We start from the raw sequence: 18,400 nt of genomic DNA, 5'->3' as shown, positions 1-18,400 counted from the left end.
CATGAAATCACTCTCTGCGCTGCGGCCGGACGGCACCAACATCGGCCTGATGCTGTTGATTGCGCTGGCGCTGGCCACGTTCACCGTCATGCTGCCGGACCGCTTTCTCACCGACTCGACCTTCATGAGCATGGCGTTTCAGCTGCCGGAGCTGGGCCTGTTAACGCTGGCGATGTTTATCGCCATCCTCAGCGGCGGCCTGAACCTCGCCATCATCGCCACCGCCAACCTGACGGCGCTGTTCATCGCCTGGACCCTGATGAGCGCCCTGCCCGCTGATGCCGGTACCGGTCAGCAGCTGCTGTGGCTGTTTATCGCCATCGTCGGCGCGATGGTGATTGCCGCCGTGATTGGCGTGATCACCGGCGTGATGGTAACGCGCATCGGCGCGCACCCGATTCTGGTGACGCTGGCCACCATGATGACGCTCAACGGCATCGGCATCTGGCTGACCAAAGGTGCGGCGGTGAGCGGTATGCCGCCGGTGGTGCAGTCGCTCGGCTCAGACACGCTGCTGGGCATGCCGCTGCCGCTGTGGGTATTCCTGGTTGCCGCCACGCTGCTGGCGCTGTTCCTCGGCAAAACCCGCGCCGGTAAATGCATCTACATGGGCGGCAGCAACATCAACGCCACCTGGTTCAGCGGCATCAATACCCACCGTATGGTGATGCTGGTGTATGTCATCTCCAGCCTGCTGTGCGTGCTGGCCGGTCTGATCATGATGGCGCGCTTTAACTCGGCGCGCATGGGTTACGGCGATGCCTACCTGCTGCTGACCGTACTGGCCATTATTCTCGGCGGCACCGATCCCAACGGCGGTTTTGGCCGCGTGACCGGCGTGGTGCTGGCGCTGATTGCGCTGCAGGTGCTCTCCACCGGCTTCAACCTGATGAACATCAGCCAGCATGTCAGCCTGGCGATGTGGGGTGCCGTGCTGGTGGTGGTACTGGCCTTCAAACAACTCAAAGCGCGCTTTAACGATCACCGTGCCGTCAGGCTCAGCAAGCTGGCCGCGGCGCTTAATCCTCTGACCGAAAAAAAGGAAGTATGATGCGTATTCAAGTCTCCCCGTCGTTGATGTGTATGAATCTGATGGAGATCAAGCACCAGCTGGCCGTGCTGGACTCCCGCGCTGACTTCCTGCACATCGACATCATGGACGGTCACTACGTTAAAAACATCACCCTGTCGCCGTTCTTTATTGAGCAGATCCGCCCGCATACCAAAGTGGCGATCGATGTGCATCTGATGGTGGAAGAGCCGACCGACTTTATTGAAGCGGTGGCCAATGCCGGCGCCGATTACATTTGTCCGCACGCTGAAACTATCAATCGTGATGCGTTCCGCGTGATTAACCTGATTCGCAGCTACGGCAAAAAAGTGGGCGTGGTGCTCAACCCGGCCACGCCGGTCTCCTTTATCCATCATTACATTCATCTGCTGGATAAAATCACCGTGATGACGGTGGACCCGGGCTATGCCGGTCAGCCGTTTATTCCGGAGATGGTGCAGAAGGTGCAGGAGCTGAAGGCGCTGAAACAGGCGCACGGCCACCGCTACCTGATTGAGATTGACGGTTCCTGTAATACGCGCACCTACAACACGCTGGTCGGTGCCGGTGCCGAAGTGCTGATTGTCGGCACCTCCGGCCTGTTTAACATTCACGAAGACCTCGCCACCGCGTGGAACATGATGCGTGAGAGCATTGATGAAGCGCAGGGCCTGGCGCAGGTGTCGGCATGACAACACGCTGGCTCGGTATCGACATTGGCGGCACCGGCACCCGTCTGCAGTTGATGGAGGCGGGCCGCATCTGGAGCAGCTTTCGTAAAGTGCCCACCGCCAGCTGGGCGCAACAGCCCGATGCGCTGGCCGCACTGGGGCAGCTGATTGCGGAAACGCTGGAGCAGCAGCCGGTCAGCGGTGTGATGCTCGGCCTGCCGGGCATTCTCAGCCGCGATCGCCAGCAGGTAATTTCACTGCCGTTCATTCAGGCGCTCGATCACCAGCCGGTAGCGGCGCTGCTGAGTGAACGACTGGGCGTGCCGGTGGCGATGGATAAAGACGTTAACCATCTGATGCTGTGGGATTTAATGCAGCTGGAACAGCTGCCGGAAAATGCGGTAGGTCTGTATCCTGGCACCGGCATGGGCAACAGCCTGTGGATCAACGGCCGCTTCTACCATGGTCAGCATGGCGGAGCCGGTGAACTCGGCCACGTGCCGGTGGCCGGTAACGCGCTGCCCTGCCCGTGCGGCAACCACGGCTGCGCGGAAACCGTGACCTCCGGCCACTGGTTAAGCCACTGGGCGCAGGCCAATGCGGCGCAAACGCCGATGTCGGCGCTGTTTACCCATCACGGTTCTGACCCGGCGCTGCAGGCGTTTGTGCAGCGTCTGGCGCAGCTGATCGCCACCGAGATGAACATTCTCGATCCGGAGTACCTGATTCTGGGCGGCGGCGTGCTGGCGATGGCAGATTTCCCGCTGGCGCAGCTGCGCAGTCAGATCCAGCAGCATTTACGGCCGCCGGCCACGCGGGATGGTTTGAAAATCATCTTCAGTCAATCCACCGATCACACCGGCTGTCGCGGCGCCTGCCTCGCCGCAGAACGGCTGTTCAGGAGCGCGCAATGAAAGGAAAAGTGTGTGTGTTTGGCTCGTTCAACCTCGACGTGGTTGCGGTGATGAACCGTTTCCCCCTGCCGGGCGAATCGCTCACGGCGCACAACAGCATGATGGGGCCCGGCGGCAAAGGGGCCAACCAGGCCACCGCCGCGCTGCGCGCCGGGGCGCGCGTGCACTATATCGGTAAGGTAGGTAATGACGATTTTGGCACGTTTGCCCGCCGCCATCTGGAGAAGACCGGTTTCGATGCCATTACGCTGTTCACCTGTAAAGAGAAACCCACCGGCAACGCGCTGATTTACGTGGCAGGCGATGATGCCGAGAACATGATATCGGTCTATCCCGGCGCAAATACCACCGTGACCGCGGCCGAAGTGGCGCGCTGTCAGCCCACCGTGGCTGCCGCCGATATTCTGCTGGTGCAGCTGGAGAACAACCTCAGCGCCATTCAGCGCATGATCGACAACGCGCGTGCCGGCGGCACGTTTGTCATTCTGAATCCGGCACCGTGGCAGAAAGTCAGCGATGCGCTGCTGGCTAAGGTTGATCTGCTAACGCCCAACAGCACCGAAGCGATGCAGCTGAGCGGGATAAAAGTGACCGATTTCGCCAGCGCGCAGCGCGCCGCCGAAGTGCTGCACCGTAAGGGCGCGCGTCAGGTGATTATTACGCTTGGCACCGCGGGCGCACTGCTTTCCAGCGCGGAGCAGCAGCTACGTATTCCGCTGTTTCCTGCCCAGCCGCTCGACACCACCGGTGCCGGCGATGCCTTCAACGGCGCACTGGCGGCGCGCCTGGCGTCCGGCGATGCGTTACCGCAGGCGGCGCTGTTTGCAGCGGCGTTTGCCTCGCTGTGCGTAGAGCGTTCCGGCGCGGCCAATTCCATGCCCTCCTACGCCGAAGCGCTGGCACGCATCCAGGCCCATCCAGAGTGTGAAGTAACGCCGTTAAATGCTCCGGAAATCACGCACATGGCGTAGTGGCGCAATGCATTGCGCCCGGCATCGGCAGAGTCGGCATTCGTGCCGGCCCTGCGAATTACCGCCGCGGTTATGCCTGCAACCAGCCCATCAGCTGCGCATAGTGCAGTAACATAATGGTTTTGCCGTCGCGAATGCGGCCCTCTTTCACCATCGCCAGCGCCTGAGGAAACGGCAGCTCGAGTACGGTGATCTCTTCATCTTCAACGCCGCCGCCGTCGTTAGCGCGCTGCGCATCGCTGTATTCAGCGGCGAAAAAGTGCAGCAATTCGGTCACGCCGCCCGGCGACATGTAGGCCTCAAACAGCTTTTCGACCTTACCAACCTGATAGCCGGTCTCTTCCACCGCTTCTTTACGGATGCAATCTTCCGGCGTGTCGTTATCCAGCAGCCCGGCGCAGGTTTCAATCAGCTCACCGCTGGTATTGTCATTAACATAGGTCGCGATGCGGAACTGGCGAATCAGCACCACGCTGTTTTTTTCACGGTTGTAGAGCAGGATGGTGGCGCCGTTGCCGCGATCGTAGACTTCACGTTTGTGACGTACCACGTCGCCGTTGCTGCGGGTGAGTTCGTAGGTGTAGTTGCGCAGAATGAAATAATTATCAGACAACAACTTATCTTTGATGATGTTGATCTTTAACGACATAGCCGCTCCACTGCGTAGCTGAGGGAGCCTGAGATAATAGGCCGAAGCCGCAGGGAAAACTATCTGAATTGTGGAGCAGGTTGCCTGCGATGGCGTAAGGCTGTCAGCTCAGCATTAACTCCCCTTCAACCTTCATGGCTCGTATCGTAGCGGCGCCATTCAGTGCGCATCCGGGCAGCTGTGCAGGGATTAACTTAGCGCGATAAATCGCGCCGCTACAATGTGTGCAGGATGAAGGTGCAGAAATAAAATGCCGCTACGATGTGTGCAGGATGAAGGTGCAGAAATAAAATGCCGCACGAATCGTAGCGGCGCAATTCATTGCGTATCCGGGCAGCTGTGCAGTGATTAACTTAGCGCGATAAATCGCGCCGCTACGATGTGTGCAGGATGAGGGTGAAGAAATAAAATGCCGTACGAATCGTAGCGGCGCAATTTATTGCGCATCCGGGCAGATGTGTAATGATTGACTTAGCGCGATAAATCGCGCCGCTACAATGTGTGCAGGATGATGGTGCAGAAATAAAATGCCACACGAATCGTAGCGGCGCCATTCATTGCGCATCCGGGCAGCTGTGCAGTGATTAACTTGGCGCGATAAATCGCGCTGCTACGATGTGTGCAGGATGATGGTGAAGAAATAAAATGCCGCACGAATTTTAGCGGCGCAATTTATTGCGCATCCGGGCAGCGGTGTAGTGATTAACTTAGCGCGATAAATCGCGCCGCTAGAATGTTGTGTGGTTTGCGGCTGCCTCAACCGGTCGGCACGAAAACCCTGATACCGCACCGGCAGGCGCGGCCAGGGTCGCGATTAAAAACCGTTTGGCTGGTCTTTCATATCCGGCAGATGGTGGGCAATGCCTTTGTGGCAGTCGATACAGGTCTGTCCGTCCTGCACCGCTTTGCTGTGCATTTTGGCGGCGACCGTTTTCTGCGCGGTGAAGTCCATATAATCGAAGTTGTGACAGTTACGACACTCCTGCGAATTGTTATTCTTCATCCGGCGCCATTCGTTCTGCGCCAGCTCGATACGCGTCTCTTCAAACTTCTGCGGCGTATCAATCAGGCCAAAGATCTTGGCGTACACCTCTTTACTCGCCTGGATCTTACGAATCATCTTCGGCCCCCACTCGTGCGGCACGTGACAATCCGGGCAGGTGGCGCGCACGCCGCTGCGGTTGTTGTAGTGCACCGTCTGCATATATTCCTGATAGACGTTGTTGCGCATTTCGTGACAGCCAATACAGAACTGCTCGCGGTTGGTCATCTCCATCGCGGTGTTAAAACCACCCCAAAAGATGATGCCGCCAGCAAAGCCAAGAATCAGCAGCGTGCCGAGCGCCAGACGGCTGGGGCGTCGCCACCAGCGCCAGATACGTAAAAGTTTCTGTTTCATCGCCACCTCACTGCCCAAAGCCGTCAGCCGGCTTAAAGGTGTTTTCCACCACCGGTTTGGCATCGGTCTGCGGCACGTGACACTGCAGGCAGAAGTAGCGACGCGGCGATACCGTGCTGCTCACCACGCCGTCGCGGTCGGTAAAGTGCGTCGGACTGACGCGCGGCGCGCCGGTGGTCAGATAGCTCTGGGTGCCGTGACACTGCAGGCAGCGGTTCACGTTCTTCGTCACCTGGTAGCCCTCCACGCTGTGCGGGATCACCGGCGGCTGATTAACATAGTTCAGCGGCTTGCGGCTCTGCTCTTTGGGCTGATGAATGGTGCCCTGCTGCGTTGCCGTCACTTCCGGTGACTGATTGAGATCGACGCCGTTATTAGCGTACACCACGCCGCCCAGCATCAGGGCGGCAACGGTTACAAGAGTGATAAAAGGTTTCATTGCATCCTGCCTCAGATTTTCACCAGCTTAACGGCGCATTTTTTGTAATCGGTCTGCTTCGACAGCGGATCGGTGGCGTCCAGCGTGATGTTGTTGGCCAGCACGCCGGCATCAAAGAACGGCATAAATACCAGCCCCTGCGGCGGCTGATTACGCCCGCGCGTTTCCACGGTGGCGAGGGTTTCGCCACGACGCGATACCACGCGCACCTTCTCACCGCGACGGAAACCGCGATCTTTGGCGTCCAGCGGATGGATATACAGCAGCGCCTGCGGCACCGCGCGGTGCAGTTCCGGCACGCGGCGCGTCATGGTGCCGGTGTGCCAGTGCTCCAGCACGCGACCGGTGCAGAACCACAGGTCATATTCGGCATCCGGCGCTTCCGCTGGCGGCTCGTACGGCAGGGCAAAAATGGTGGCTTTGCCGTCCGGCTTACCGTAAAAACGTACGCCCTCACCGGCTTTCACATAGCTGTCGAAACCTTCACGATAGCGCCAGCGCGTCTCTTTGCCGTCCACTACCGGCCAGCGCAGACCGCGCGCCTCGTGATAAGTATCAAACGGTGCGAGATCGTGACCGTGGCCGCGCCCAAAACTGGCATACTCCTCGAACAGGCCTTTCTGGATATAGAAGCCAAACTCACGCGCTTCATCGTTAAGGCGGTCGTCGGCCACTTCGCTCAGCGGGAACTGATTCACCTGGCCGTTGGCATACAGCACGTCGTAGAGGGTTTTGCCTTTCAGCTCAGGCTGCTGAGCAATCAGCGCCTCTGGCCACACGTCCTCAACGCGGAAGCGTTTGGCAAAGGTCACCAGCTGCCACAGATCCGATTTCGCCTCGCCCGGCGCTTTCACCTGCTGATGCCAGAACTGGGTACGGCGCTCGGCGTTGCCGTAGGCGCCCTCTTTCTCTACCCACATCGCCGTCGGCAGAATCAGGTCGGCAGACAGGGCGCTGACGGTCGGATACGGGTCGGATACCACCACAAAGTTGCGCGCATCGCGCCAGCCCGGCATGCGCTCCTGCGTCAGGTTCGGCCCGGCCTGCATGTTGTTGTTACACATCACCCAATAGGCATTCAGCTTGCCATCTTTCAGCGCGCGATCCTGCGCCACGGCGTGCAGACCGACTTTGGCTGGCACCGTGCCCTGCGGCAGCTTCCACAGTTTTTCAGCTAAAGCGCGGTGTTTGTCATTGTTCACCACCATATCGGCTGGCAGACGGTGCGCAAACGTGCCCACTTCACGCGCGGTGCCACAAGCCGATGGCTGGCCGGTGAGCGAGAACGGTCCGGTGCCCGGACGGGAAATTTTGCCGGTCAGCAGGTGGATGTTGTAGCACAGGTTGTTCGCCCACACGCCGCGCGTATGCTGGTTGAAGCCCATGGTCCAGTAAGAGACCACCTTGACGTTCGGATCGGCGTACAGCTCCGCCAGCGCGATCAGCTGATCCTGCTCTACGCCGCTCATGGCGCTGGCTTTTTCCACCGTGTATTCCGCGACAAATTTCGCATATTCATCGAAGCTGATCGGCGTCGACTCGCCGTTGTCCGGATTTTTCGCCGCCGCCTGCAGCGGATTGGTCGGGCGCAAACCGTAGCCGATATCCGTCACGCCTTTACGCAGCGTGACGTGATTCTGCAGGAAGGTTTTATCGACTTTATTGTTCTGAATGATGTAGTTAGCGATGAAGTTGAGGATCGCCAGATCGCTCTGCGGCGTGAAGACGATGGCGTTATCGGCCAGCTCGAAACTGCGGTGGCGATAGGTCGACAGCACCGCCACTTTGACCTTGTCATTGCTGAGACGCCGCGCGGTCAGGCGTGACCAGAGAATCGGGTGCATCTCGGCCATGTTCGATCCCCACAGCACAAACGCATCGGCCTGCTCGATGTCATCGTAGCAGCCCATCGGTTCGTCCATGCCGAAGGTGCGCATAAAGCCCACCACCGCAGACGCCATGCAGTGGCGTGCGTTCGGATCGAGGTTGTTGGTGCGGAAGCCGGCTTTCATCAGCTTTGATGCGGCGTAACCTTCCCATACGGTCCACTGGCCGGAGCCAAACATGCCGACCGATTCCGGGCCGTTGGCTTTCAGCGCAGCCTTAAACTTCGCTTCCATGATGTCGAACGCCTGATCCCAGCTTACCGGGGTGAACTCGCCGTTCTTATCAAATTTGCCGTCGGTCATGCGCAGCAGCGGCTGGGTCAGACGATCTTTGCCGTACATGATCTTCGGCAGGAAGTAGCCTTTTATGCAGTTCAGACCGCGATTAACCTCCGCCTGCGGATCGCCCTGCGAGGCGACCACGCGGCCATTCTGCGTGCCGACCAGCACGCCACAGCCGGTGCCGCAAAACCGGCACGGCGCTTTTTCCCAGCGAATCGGCTCAGCCAGGCTGGTGGCCGCTTTGGTCACGGTCGGAATGGTGAGACCAGCAGCCGTTGCAGCAGCAGCCGCCGCATTGGCCTTCATAAAATCACGACGACTCAGGTTCATGATGCTTCCTTACAGGGTTCTTCAATTTCGTCTTGCTGGTGATAAACCAGCGATACCGCCAGCACATCCGGGATGTTGCGGGTGGCTTCTATGTTGCTCAGCAGCGTGGCGCTGTCGGCCGCGCCCAGCGTTAGCGCCAGCGTGCCGCGTGCGGCATCTTCCGCCGCGATGTCGCTATCGGCAAAGTTCAGTAGCGCCTGCCGCACCGCCGCGATCGCGGTCGGACGTGCCTGAATCACCAGGCCACATACGTGCCAGCTGTCGTTATTCGTCATGATGCAGTCCTGTGGCTGAGACCGGACACGGCGCGATACAGGCGCCACAGCCGGTGCAGTGTTGCGGAAGGATTTCCGGCTGGCCGATGCCGTTGGGCATCAGGCGAAAACGGATCGCCTGCTGCTCACAACTCTCCTGGCAGCTGCGACAGTTAACGCCGAGAAAAGCGATACAGCGGCTGTCGATGCGGATGCGCCGGCTAAAAGGTTCAGTGTCGCGCGGCTGAAACAGCGGCTGCGGGCAGACATCGGCACAGGCGGCGCAAAAGGTGCATTCCCCCTGCAGAAAGTCGAGCTGCGGCGCTTCGCCAGCGGCGATGCGGATAATGCCGCTCTCGCAGGCTTGTACGCAGCGGGCGCAGCCGTCACAGCCGCTCTCTCCCCGCCACCACGGCAACGCGATACCGCCGGCAGGCATGACGCGCTGCCCGGTAAAGAGTTCACGTCGCGACAGCGCCATCGGCTCACCTCAATGCGGGGATGTAGAGATGGTGCGTAAAATAACCTGAGGTTATGAAGGGCTATATCACCCGAAAGGTGTAATTCCCGATGCGGGATCAAGAGAAGGAGAATTGCAATAAAAACGGGGGCCGACTGGCCCCCGCAGGTGAGCATCGCTGCGATTAACGCGCGTTGTCTTCCGCCAGTTTAGGCGCCGCATCATCCTGATCATCATGATGATGCTCGTGCTCTTTCATCGCTTCCGCCTGCACGCGCTTACGCACGCCAAACCAGCCGAGCACCAGCAGCACGGCAATCAGCGGAATTGAAGCAATGGTGTAAGTGCCGTTCGGGTAGTCAAACGCCATCAGCACCAGCACGCTCACCAGGAACAGCAGCGTCAGCCACGAGGTAACCGGCGCCCACGGCAGCTTGAAGCTGACATCTTCCGCTTTGCCCTCTTTGATGGCTTTGCGCAGACGCATCTGGCACACCACGATGAACGCCCACGAGGAGATAATCCCCAGCGACGCCACGTTCAGGACGATCTCAAACACCTGCGACGGAACGTAGTAGTTGAGCACTACGCCGATCACGTACACGCCGATGGTCACCAGGATACCGGCGTACGGCACCTGCTGCTTACTCATCTTCGACATGAACTGCGGCGCCGAGCCGCCCATCGACATTGAACGCAGAATACGTCCGGTAGAGTACAGGCCCGAGTTCAGGCTCGACAGCGCCGCGCTCAGCACCACGATATTCATCACGCTGCCAATGTAAGGCACGCCCAGTTTGGAGAAGAAGGTGACGAACGGGCTTTGTCCGGCCTGATAGGCGTTCCACGGCAGCAGCAGTACCAGCAGCACCACGGAACCCACATAGAACAGGCCGATACGCCAGATCACGCTGTTGATGGCTTTCGGCAGCATGGTTTTCGGGTCTTTACACTCGCCCGCCGCCGTGCCCACCAGCTCAATCGAGGCGAAGGCAAACACCACGCCCTGTACCAGCACCAGCGCCGGCAGCAGACCGTGTGGGAACAGCCCGCCGTTGTCGGTGATCAGGTGGAAGCCGGTGGTGTTGCCGTCCAGCGGTTTACCGCTGCCGAGGAACACCACGCCGACAATCAGGAACACCACGATGGCCAGCACTTTCACCAGCGCGAACCAGAATTCCATCTCGGCGAACCACTTCACGCCGATCATGTTCATGGTGCCGACAATCGCCAGCGCGCCCAGCGCAAATACCCACTGCGGCACATCACCAAACGCGCCCCAGTAATGCATGTAAAGCGCTACCGCGGTGATATCGACGATACCGGTCATCGCCCAGTTAACGAAATACATCCAGCCCGCGACGTAGGACGCTTTTTCCCCGAGGAATTCACGCGCGTACGAAACAAAGCTGCCGCTGGAAGGGCGATGCAACACCAGCTCGCCCAACGCACGGAGAATAAAGAAGGAGAAGATACCGCACACCAGATACACCAGTGCCAGTGCCGGACCGGCCATCTGCAGACGCGCGCCGGCACCGAGGAACAGACCGGTACCGATAGCGCCGCCAATGGCGATCATTTGTACCTGACGGTTACCCATCGCTTTGTGGTAACCCGTGTCGTGAGAGTTAAGCCAGCGCCTTCTCGCAGCACGCTGTTCGGCTGGCGTTTTTTTAGTAGATTTCATAGCTTTCCTGTTTGTCCTGTCCATCAATCACCGCGTAACCAATCGATTGCGCCGGGCAGTGCGAAATGGGGTAAAACCGGCCCCTGAGCGGCGGAACGATGCCGCGCGGCGAGCCGGGAAATTACGGCGATGAATCCTACCCGTTCTGCATGAACGAAGCAAAATTTACTGGCTGACTGCACGGGTTGATTTGTAATAATCCGTCGCGACGCACAAAAAAACCGGCCAACGGGGTGGCCGGTAATCGGTGGCTACAGGAAAAAACTACCAGAGGGGAATAATTAAGGGCATTAACGGTAAATCTCGGCGCTGCCGCTCCACATGCTGGAATCGCCTGGATTCTGCATGCCAATGACGCGATAGTGGCTGGCGCCCATCTCTTCCGCTTTTTGCGACAGCTGACGGGCGGCGTCATCCAGCGAACCGCGCACGCCGCTCACCGAAACGGTGCCGCTGCTTTGCAGGTCCTGGGTTTGTGCCTCGCTCAACGGCGAGGCGGCAAGGGTAGTAAACGATGCGCTGGCAAGCAGTGCAGCAGTCATTACGGCATAACGTGTCTTCATGAGGTGCTCCTGTTGTCGTGCGGGAAAGGGTTACGCGTCAAAGTATCGGCGAGCCAGTGCAAACCAGGCTGCGCGGGCGGTAAAGGCGTTCAATATTTCGCCAGCCAAACGCCAGTAATCCAGGGAAACGTAAACCGCAGTGAGTTTCTCTGGTAAAAGTAACCAGATGTGTCAATTTCGCGCTCGCACCCGCGCTGCGGCTGACTTATAATCCCCCGCTCTTGTAAGGGTTATTATTGTGATAGTGAAACGTCCCGTTACCCGCACCATTGCCCGCGCGCTCAGCGCGATTGTGCTGCTGTCGCTGTTAACCACCGGCCTGGCGCTGATGACGCTCTCCAGCAGTTTGCGCGATGCCGAAGCGGTGAATGTCGCCGGCTCGCTGCGCATGCAAATCTACCGGCTGGCGTGGGACAGCACGCGCGATCCGCAGCAGCTGGCGCACCATATGCAGCAATATCAGCAGACGCTGGAGTCACCGGCGCTGCAACATCTGGAGCGTCCGTGGGTGCCGATTGAAGTCAGCAGCCGCTACCGCTATCTGCGCGACAGCTGGCCGGTACTGCAGGAGACGCTGCAGCCGGCGCGGGCGCAGGTGTACCAGCAGCGCGTGGCGGGCTACGTCAGTGAGATTGACCGCTTCGTGCTGGCGGTGCAGCACTATGCCGAGCTGAAAATGCATCTGGTGGCCGCCAGCAGCCTGTTCGGCTTTCTGGCGATTGTCGCGCTGGCGCTGTGGAGCATTGGCTTTATTCGCCGCAACGTGGTGCGTCCGCTTGATTCGCTGGTCACCGCCAGTCAATACGTCGAGCAGGCCAATTTCAGTTTTCCGCCGCTTTCCGTGCATCAGCCCAACGAGCTGGGCGTGCTGGCGCAGGCGTTTACCACTATGGCGGAGCGGCTGCATTCGCACTATCGCCTGCTGGAGTGCGCGGTACGCAATAAAACCGAAGATTTAACCCAGGCCAACCGCACGCTGTCGCTGCTGTATGAAAGCTCGCAGATTCTCACCGGCAGCCCGCTCAATCCCGAGCTGTTTCAGGGCCTGCTGCGGCTGGTGCAGCGGCGGGAAGCGCTGGAGGTGCTGCAAATCGCCAGCGAAGATATCGCTTTCCAGGCCGGCGTGCCCGCCGACGATCTCAGCTGGCAGCGGCTGCCGCTGCAGCAGGAAGAGCAGCGCCTCGGCGAACTGTGCTGGCAAACCCGCCGCGCGCCGCCGGCCGATGAGCTGATGCACAGTCTGGCCAACATGCTGGCGCGTGCACTGTGGATCTGGCAGACGCAGAAGCAGTATCAGCAGATGCTGCTGATTGAAGAGCGCGCCACCATTGCGCGCGAGCTGCACGATTCGCTGGCGCAGTCGCTCTCTTTTCTGCGTATCCAGCTGACGTTGCTGCGGCGCACAGTTGATAGCAGCCAGCCGCAGGCACAGGCGATCATCGCCGATTTCGATCGCGCGCTGGCCGAGGCGTATCAGCAGCTGCGCGAACTGCTCACCACCTTCCGCCTGAGCATTGAACAGGCCGATTTAGTGCAGGCGATGCAGGCGATGATCGCCCCGCTGCAGGAGCAGTCGCAGGCGGCGATTACCTTTGACTATCAGCCTGGCCTGCAAACGCTGGATGCCCAGCAGCAGGTGCACGTGCTGCAGATTGCACGCGAGGCGCTGCTCAATGCAATTCGTCACGCGCAGGCGCAGCAGATTCAGATTCGCTATCAGCGTGTCGCTGATGATGAGCACCTGCTGACCATCGAAGATGACGGCTGCGGTATCAATAGCGTAGAAGAGCCGCCGGGCCACTACGGGCTAACCATCATGGCCGAGCGCGCGGCGCGTCTCGCCGGCAGCTTACTGATTACCCCGCAGGCGCAGGGCACCTGCGTCACGCTGCGTTTTCCCGCCCGCCCCGCGCACCGGCTGGCTTAACGCATTACACTTAGCAAATGGATTGAAACTCTGGAGAACCTATGGCTCACCCTTCCCTGTCTATTATGATCGTTGACGATCATCCGCTGATGCGTCGCGGTATCCGCCAGTTGCTGGCGCTGGAACCGCGTCTGGAAGTGGTGGCTGAGGCGAATAACGGTACCGAAGCGCTGGCCGAAGCGCGCCGTCTGGCACCGGATGTGATTCTGCTCGATCTGAATATGAAGGGCATGTCCGGGCTGGATACGCTGAAGGCGCTGCGCCACGAGGGCGTCGCGGCACGCATTCTGGTGCTGACAGTGTCCGACGCGCGCAGCGATATTTACGCCATGGTGGATGCCGGTGCCGATGGCTATCTGCTCAAAGACAGCGAACCGGAGCTGCTGCTGGCGCAGGTAATGCGCGGCGCACAGGGCGAGAACGTGTTCAGCGAGGTGGTGGCAGAATATCTGGCGACCCGCCAGCCCAGCGCCAATCCGTTCAGACAGCTGACCGAGCGCGAGCTGGATGTGTTGCAGGAAGTAGCACGCGGCTTATCCAACAAAGAGATTGCCGCCACGCTGCACATTTCCGAAGAAACGGTAAAGGTGCATATCCGCAACCTGCTGCGTAAGCTCGACGTCCGTTCCCGCGTTGCGGCAACGGTGCTGTGGCTGGAGAGCCGCAATGTGTGATTGCGCACATAAAGCTGCTGCGACTTTTACACTTTCTCCATAATTTATCCACGATTCCCTAATTTGCCCCGCGTACAGTAAGCAGCAGCCGGAGTTTTCAGGATCGCCCTTGCACTCCGCCAGCGTGAAGCGCAGCGTGCGGCACGCTTTTACTAATAACAAGTACAAAGTACGCAGCTGAGGAGTGTCGGTTTCATGTCGAACTTTTTTATCGACCGCCCCATTTTTGCCTGGGTGCTGGCTATTTTGCTGTGCCTGTGTGGCACGCTGGCCATTATCTCGCTGCCGGTGGAACAGTATCCGGATCTCGCGCCGCCCAACGTGCGCATCACCGCCAACTATCCCGGCGCATCCGCGCAGACGCTGGAAAACACCGTCACCCAGGTTATCGAGCAGAATATGACGGGAATCGATAACCTGATGTACATGTCCTCGAACAGCAGCAACACCGGCCAGGCGCAGATCACCCTCACCTTTACCGCCGGCACTAACCCGGATGAAGCGCGGCAACAGGTACAGAATCAGCTGCAGAGCGCGCTGCGCAAATTGCCAGCGGCGGTGCAGTCGCAGGGCGTCACGGTAAACAAAACCGGCGACAGCAACATTCTGATGATCGCCTTTGTCTCCACCGACGGCAGCATGGATAAACAGGATATTGCCGATTACGTCGCCAGTAACATTCAGGATCCGCTCAGCCGCATCGACGGCGTCGGCCAGGTCGATGCCTACGGCTCGCAATACGCCATGCGCATCTGGCTCGATCCCAACAAGCTGATTAACTACGCGCTAACCACCGACGATGTGGTCAGCGCCATCGAATCGCAGAACACCCAAGTGGCGGTCGGCCAGGTCGGCGGGTTGCCGTCGGTGGACAAACAGGCGCTGAACGCTACGGTTAACGCCCAGTCAATGCTACAGACGCCCGCGCAGTTTCGCGCCATTACGCTGAAAACCAACACCGACGGTTCAGTGGTGACGCTCGGCGACGTGGCCACCATTGCCATGGGCGCCGAAAAGTATGACTTTCTGAGCCGCTATAACGGCCAGCCGGCCTCCGGTCTCGGCATCAAGCTGGCCTCCGGCGCTAACGAGATGAACACAGACAAGCTGGTGCGCGCCCGTGTTGCCGAACTGGCGCAATACTTCCCGCACGGGCTGGAAGCCAAAGTGGCGTTTGAAACCACGCCGTTCGTCAAAGCCTCAATTAAGGACGTGGTGAAAACGCTGCTGGAAGCGATCCTGCTGGTGTTTCTGGTGATGTACCTGTTCCTGCAAAACTTCCGCGCCACGCTGATCCCCACCATTGCTGTGCCGGTGGTGCTGCTCGGTACCTTTGCGGTGCTGTACGCCTGCGGCTTCAGTATTAACACCCTGACCATGTTCGCCATGGTGCTGGCCATCGGGCTGCTGGTGGATGATGCTATCGTGGTGGTGGAAAACGTTGAGCGCATCATGAGCGAAGAGGGATTATCGCCGCGGGCCGCCACGCGTAAATCGATGGGGCAGATTCAGGGTGCGCTGGTGGGCATCGCGCTGGTGCTGTCCGCGGTGTTTGTGCCGATGGCGTTCTTTGGCGGCACCGTGGGCGCTATCTATCGCCAGTTCTCCATCACCATTGTCTCGGCGATGGTGCTGTCGGTGCTGGTGGCGATGATTCTGACGCCCGCGCTGTGCTCCACGCTGCTCAAACCGCTGGCGCAGGGCCAGCACCATGGCCGGCGCGGCTTTTTCGGCTGGTTTAACCGTCACTTCAATGCCAGCGCCGAACGCTACGAGCGCGGCGTGGCGCGCATTCTGCTGAAGAGCGGCCGCTGGCTGCTGCTCTACCTGGCGATTATCGGCGTGATGGCATTCCTGTTTATTCGTCTGCCTACCTCCTTCCTGCCGCTGGAAGATCGCGGCGTATTTCTTACTCAGGTACAACTGCCGCCGGGCTCGACGCTGCAGCAAACCTCGCAGGTGGTGGCAAAGGTTGAGGATTATTACCTGACTGCCGAAAAGGACAATGTGCTGTCGGTGTTCTCCACCATCGGTGCCGGTCCGGGCGGCAACGGGCAAAACGTGGCGCGCCTGTTTGTGCGCCTGAAGGACTGGGAGCAGCGGCCAGGTCGCGATCGCACCTCGTTTGCCATCATCGATCGCGCCACCGCAGCCTTTAAAAAGATCAAAGAGGCACGCGTCATCGCCAGCAGTCCACCGGCGATCACCGGCATGGGCAGCTCCTCCGGCTTTGACATGGAGTTGCAGGATCACGGCGGCATCGGGCACACCGAGCTGATGGCGATGCGCGATCGGCTGCTGGCGCTGGCCGACAACAATCCGGCGCTGTCGCGCGTGCGCCACAACGGGCTCGACGACAGCCCGCAACTGCAGATTGATGTCGACCAGCGCAAAGCGCAGGCGCTCGGCGTGTCGCTGGATACCATCAACGACACCCTGACCACCGCCTGGGGCTCAACCTACGTGAATGATTTTCTCGACCGCGGCCGCGTGAAGAAAGTCTACGTCCAGGCGGCACCGGAATTCCGCATGCTGCCGGGCGACATCAACAAATGGTATGTGCGCAACAACAGCGGCGGCATGGTGCCGTTCTCCGCCTTCGCCACCAGCCACTGGGAGACCGGTTCACCGCGTCTTGAACGCTATAACGGCTATTCGTCGCTGGAGATTGTCGGCGAGGCGGCTAACGGCGTCAGCAGCGGCACGGCGATGGATGAGATGGAGAAGCTGGTGGCGCAGCTGCCGCTCGGCGTTGGCTTCCAGTGGACTGGTGCCTCCTATCAGGAACGTCTCTCCGGCTCGCAGGCGCCGGCGCTGTATGCGATTTCGCTGCTGGTAGTGTTCCTGTGCCTCGCGGCGCTGTACGAGAGCTGGTCGATTCCGTTCTCGGTGATGCTGGTGGTGCCGCTGGGCGTGGTGGGCGCGCTGGTCGCCACCTGGCTGCGCGGACTGGAGAATGACGTCTACTTTCAGGTCGGCCTGCTGACGGTGATTGGCCTGTCGGCGAAGAATGCGATCCTGATCGTCGAGTTCGCCAATGAGATCAACAGCAAAGGGCGTGAACTGCTGGAGTCGACGCTGGAGGCATCGCGGCAGCGCCTGCGGCCGATTCTGATGACGTCGCTGGCCTTTATTTTCGGCGTGCTGCCGATGGCGATCAGCAGCGGTGCCGGTTCCGGCAGCCAGCATGCGGTCGGTACTGGCGTGATGGGCGGCATGATCTCCGCCACGGTGCTGGCGATCTTCTTTGTGCCGCTGTTCTTTGTGCTGGTGCGCCGCCGCTTCCCGCTGCGGGCAAAGCCGCACGACTGAGGCTAACTCCGGGCAAATAAAAAGCCGCCATGATGAATGGCGGCTTTATTGATGTGTGCGGTAAGAATAACAGCAAGTTGGGAAGTGCCCTGCTTTTCTCTTCACGAATTACTTACGTAACATCGCTTCGATAAATTCTTTCCAGTTCCCCAGTTCGTGTTCAACCATAATACCCTCTCTTCTTGTAGTGGCGATTTTACGCCGTTTTTTTCTACAGGTGAATACGTTTCCACCTCTCATCACTATCGGCAACTACCGCAGAAAGCTTGAATTTGCCGAAACTGCGGACTGACGCACATTTCAGCAACCTGTTAATGCGACTCACAAAAGTGCGGACTTAACCCGTCAGGCCCGTTTTCGTCGCCTGAGATAATTCTTAGATCGCTAATGGTGCCGCAGGCGACAATTTCGCAGGCAAGTGAAAGCGTTTACTGGTCCTGATTAGCATCGTTTATTGGCATCGTGGAGAGATGAAAAACAGCGCTGCCGCGCGTCTGACCTCACAGCCCACGGCGCGCTATGGTAAACTCGCGCTTTATTTAACACAGGACGGGAATACGCGATGACAGCGCAGTGGGTGATGTACGGAATTAAGAATTGCGACACCATAAAAAAAGCACGCAACTATTTGACCACTTCCGGCATCGACTTTCATTTTCATGATTATCGCGCTGACGGGCTGGATGCGGCGCTGCTGCAATCCTTTATCGACCAGCTGGGGTATGACGTGCTGCTGAACACGCGCGGTACCACCTGGCGTCAGCTGCCGGAAGCGGAACGCGATGCCATCCGCGATGCGGCCAGCGCCAAAGCGCTGATGCTGGCGCACCCGGCGCTGATCAAACGTCCGGTGCTGGCGGCGCCAGACGGTACATTGCTGGTGGGTTTCAAAGAACCCGTTTATCACGCCTTTATCCAGGAGAAGTCATAA

Annotated in this window: 17 protein-coding genes; 8 read left to right on the top strand and 9 right to left on the bottom strand. The window is 59.4% G+C overall.

What is annotated here, in order from left to right; all coding sequences use genetic code 11:
• The first annotated feature begins 1 nt into the window (after window position 1).
• Genes C1N60_RS05705 through rbsK form a run of 4 tightly spaced genes read left to right on the top strand, consistent with a single transcriptional unit; the run spans window position 2 to window position 3,607 of the window.
• On the top strand, window positions 2-1,051 hold the full coding sequence (locus C1N60_RS05705) for an ABC transporter permease (RefSeq protein ID WP_394521493.1): 1,050 nt from the start codon (window positions 2-4) through the stop codon (window positions 1,049-1,051).
• Window positions 1,051-1,743 carry a D-allulose 6-phosphate 3-epimerase gene (gene alsE / locus C1N60_RS05700; RefSeq protein ID WP_058758340.1) on the top strand — a complete coding sequence of 231 codons (693 nt, stop codon included), beginning with the start codon at window positions 1,051-1,053 and terminating at the stop codon, window positions 1,741-1,743. Before C1N60_RS05705 ends, alsE begins: the two co-directional genes overlap by 1 nt.
• The gene (gene alsK / locus C1N60_RS05695; protein WP_021508057.1) at window positions 1,740-2,636 is read left to right on the top strand and encodes an allose kinase; all 897 of its coding nucleotides are present in this window, start codon (window positions 1,740-1,742) and stop codon (window positions 2,634-2,636) included. The genes alsE and alsK overlap by 4 nt, the downstream gene beginning before the upstream one ends.
• Window positions 2,633-3,607 carry a ribokinase gene (gene rbsK, locus C1N60_RS05690; RefSeq protein ID WP_059011563.1) on the top strand — a complete coding sequence of 325 codons (975 nt, stop codon included), beginning with the start codon at window positions 2,633-2,635 and terminating at the stop codon, window positions 3,605-3,607. Before alsK ends, rbsK begins: the two co-directional genes overlap by 4 nt.
• Before the next feature lie 70 nt (window positions 3,608-3,677).
• Here rbsK and nudK read toward each other — a convergent pair whose 3' ends face one another.
• The 8 genes from nudK to C1N60_RS05650 form a co-directional block, all read right to left on the bottom strand.
• The gene (gene nudK, locus C1N60_RS05685) at window positions 3,678-4,256 is read right to left on the bottom strand and encodes a GDP-mannose pyrophosphatase NudK (RefSeq protein WP_058781763.1); all 579 of its coding nucleotides are present in this window, start codon (window positions 4,254-4,256) and stop codon (window positions 3,678-3,680) included.
• Between the two features lie 814 nt (window positions 4,257-5,070).
• On the bottom strand, window positions 5,071-5,655 hold the full coding sequence (gene napC / locus C1N60_RS05680; RefSeq protein WP_058758337.1) for a cytochrome c-type protein NapC: 585 nt from the start codon (window positions 5,653-5,655) through the stop codon (window positions 5,071-5,073).
• 7 nt (window positions 5,656-5,662) lie between these two features.
• Complete coding sequence (gene napB / locus C1N60_RS05675) at window positions 5,663-6,094, bottom strand: nitrate reductase cytochrome c-type subunit (RefSeq protein WP_058758336.1); 432 nt, start codon at window positions 6,092-6,094, stop codon at window positions 5,663-5,665.
• Window positions 6,095-6,105: 11 nt separating this feature from the next.
• Complete coding sequence (napA, locus tag C1N60_RS05670; RefSeq protein ID WP_394521492.1) at window positions 6,106-8,592, bottom strand: nitrate reductase catalytic subunit NapA; 2,487 nt, start codon at window positions 8,590-8,592, stop codon at window positions 6,106-6,108.
• Complete coding sequence (locus C1N60_RS05665) at window positions 8,589-8,867, bottom strand: chaperone NapD (protein WP_021508051.1); 279 nt, start codon at window positions 8,865-8,867, stop codon at window positions 8,589-8,591. The genes napA and C1N60_RS05665 overlap by 4 nt, the downstream gene beginning before the upstream one ends.
• Window positions 8,857-9,327 carry a ferredoxin-type protein NapF gene (gene napF, locus C1N60_RS05660; protein ID WP_021508050.1) on the bottom strand — a complete coding sequence of 157 codons (471 nt, stop codon included), beginning with the start codon at window positions 9,325-9,327 and terminating at the stop codon, window positions 8,857-8,859. The genes C1N60_RS05665 and napF overlap by 11 nt, the downstream gene beginning before the upstream one ends.
• A 163-nt stretch (window positions 9,328-9,490) precedes the next feature.
• Window positions 9,491-10,993, bottom strand: a complete 1,503-nt coding sequence (gene ansP / locus C1N60_RS05655; protein WP_031279802.1) for an L-asparagine permease — start codon at window positions 10,991-10,993, stop codon at window positions 9,491-9,493.
• Window positions 10,994-11,283: 290 nt separating this feature from the next.
• Window positions 11,284-11,556, bottom strand: a complete 273-nt coding sequence (locus C1N60_RS05650; RefSeq protein WP_275028249.1) for a YdgH/BhsA/McbA family protein — start codon at window positions 11,554-11,556, stop codon at window positions 11,284-11,286.
• Window positions 11,557-11,794: 238 nt separating this feature from the next.
• On the opposite strand from C1N60_RS05650, the gene narQ reads away from it, so the two are divergent.
• The 3 genes from narQ (at window position 11,795) to acrD (ending at window position 17,469) form a co-directional block, all read left to right on the top strand.
• Entirely contained in the window at window positions 11,795-13,483 is a 1,689-nt protein-coding gene (gene narQ / locus C1N60_RS05645) for a nitrate/nitrite two-component system sensor histidine kinase NarQ (RefSeq protein ID WP_211725277.1), read from the top strand.
• Between the two features lie 41 nt (window positions 13,484-13,524).
• Window positions 13,525-14,157, top strand: a complete 633-nt coding sequence (locus C1N60_RS05640) for a response regulator (protein WP_058758331.1) — start codon at window positions 13,525-13,527, stop codon at window positions 14,155-14,157.
• A gap of 195 nt (window positions 14,158-14,352) precedes the next feature.
• Window positions 14,353-17,469, top strand: a complete 3,117-nt coding sequence (gene acrD / locus C1N60_RS05635) for a multidrug efflux RND transporter permease AcrD (RefSeq protein ID WP_021508044.1) — start codon at window positions 14,353-14,355, stop codon at window positions 17,467-17,469.
• Between the two features lie 108 nt (window positions 17,470-17,577).
• Here the strand turns inward: acrD and ypfM are convergent, their stop codons facing one another.
• Window positions 17,578-17,637 (bottom strand): protein YpfM, encoded by a 60-nt coding sequence (gene ypfM, locus C1N60_RS05630; protein ID WP_104085366.1) that lies wholly within the window; start codon window positions 17,635-17,637, stop codon window positions 17,578-17,580.
• Window positions 17,638-18,031: 394 nt separating this feature from the next.
• On the opposite strand from ypfM, the gene C1N60_RS05625 reads away from it, so the two are divergent.
• Window positions 18,032-18,400: an ArsC family reductase gene (locus C1N60_RS05625; RefSeq protein WP_394521491.1), complete on the top strand. Its 369-nt coding sequence runs from the start codon at window positions 18,032-18,034 to the stop codon at window positions 18,398-18,400.

Source organism: Pantoea sp. SGAir0184 (assembly GCF_043544755.1).
This window is presented reverse-complemented; position numbering and strand designations above follow the sequence as displayed.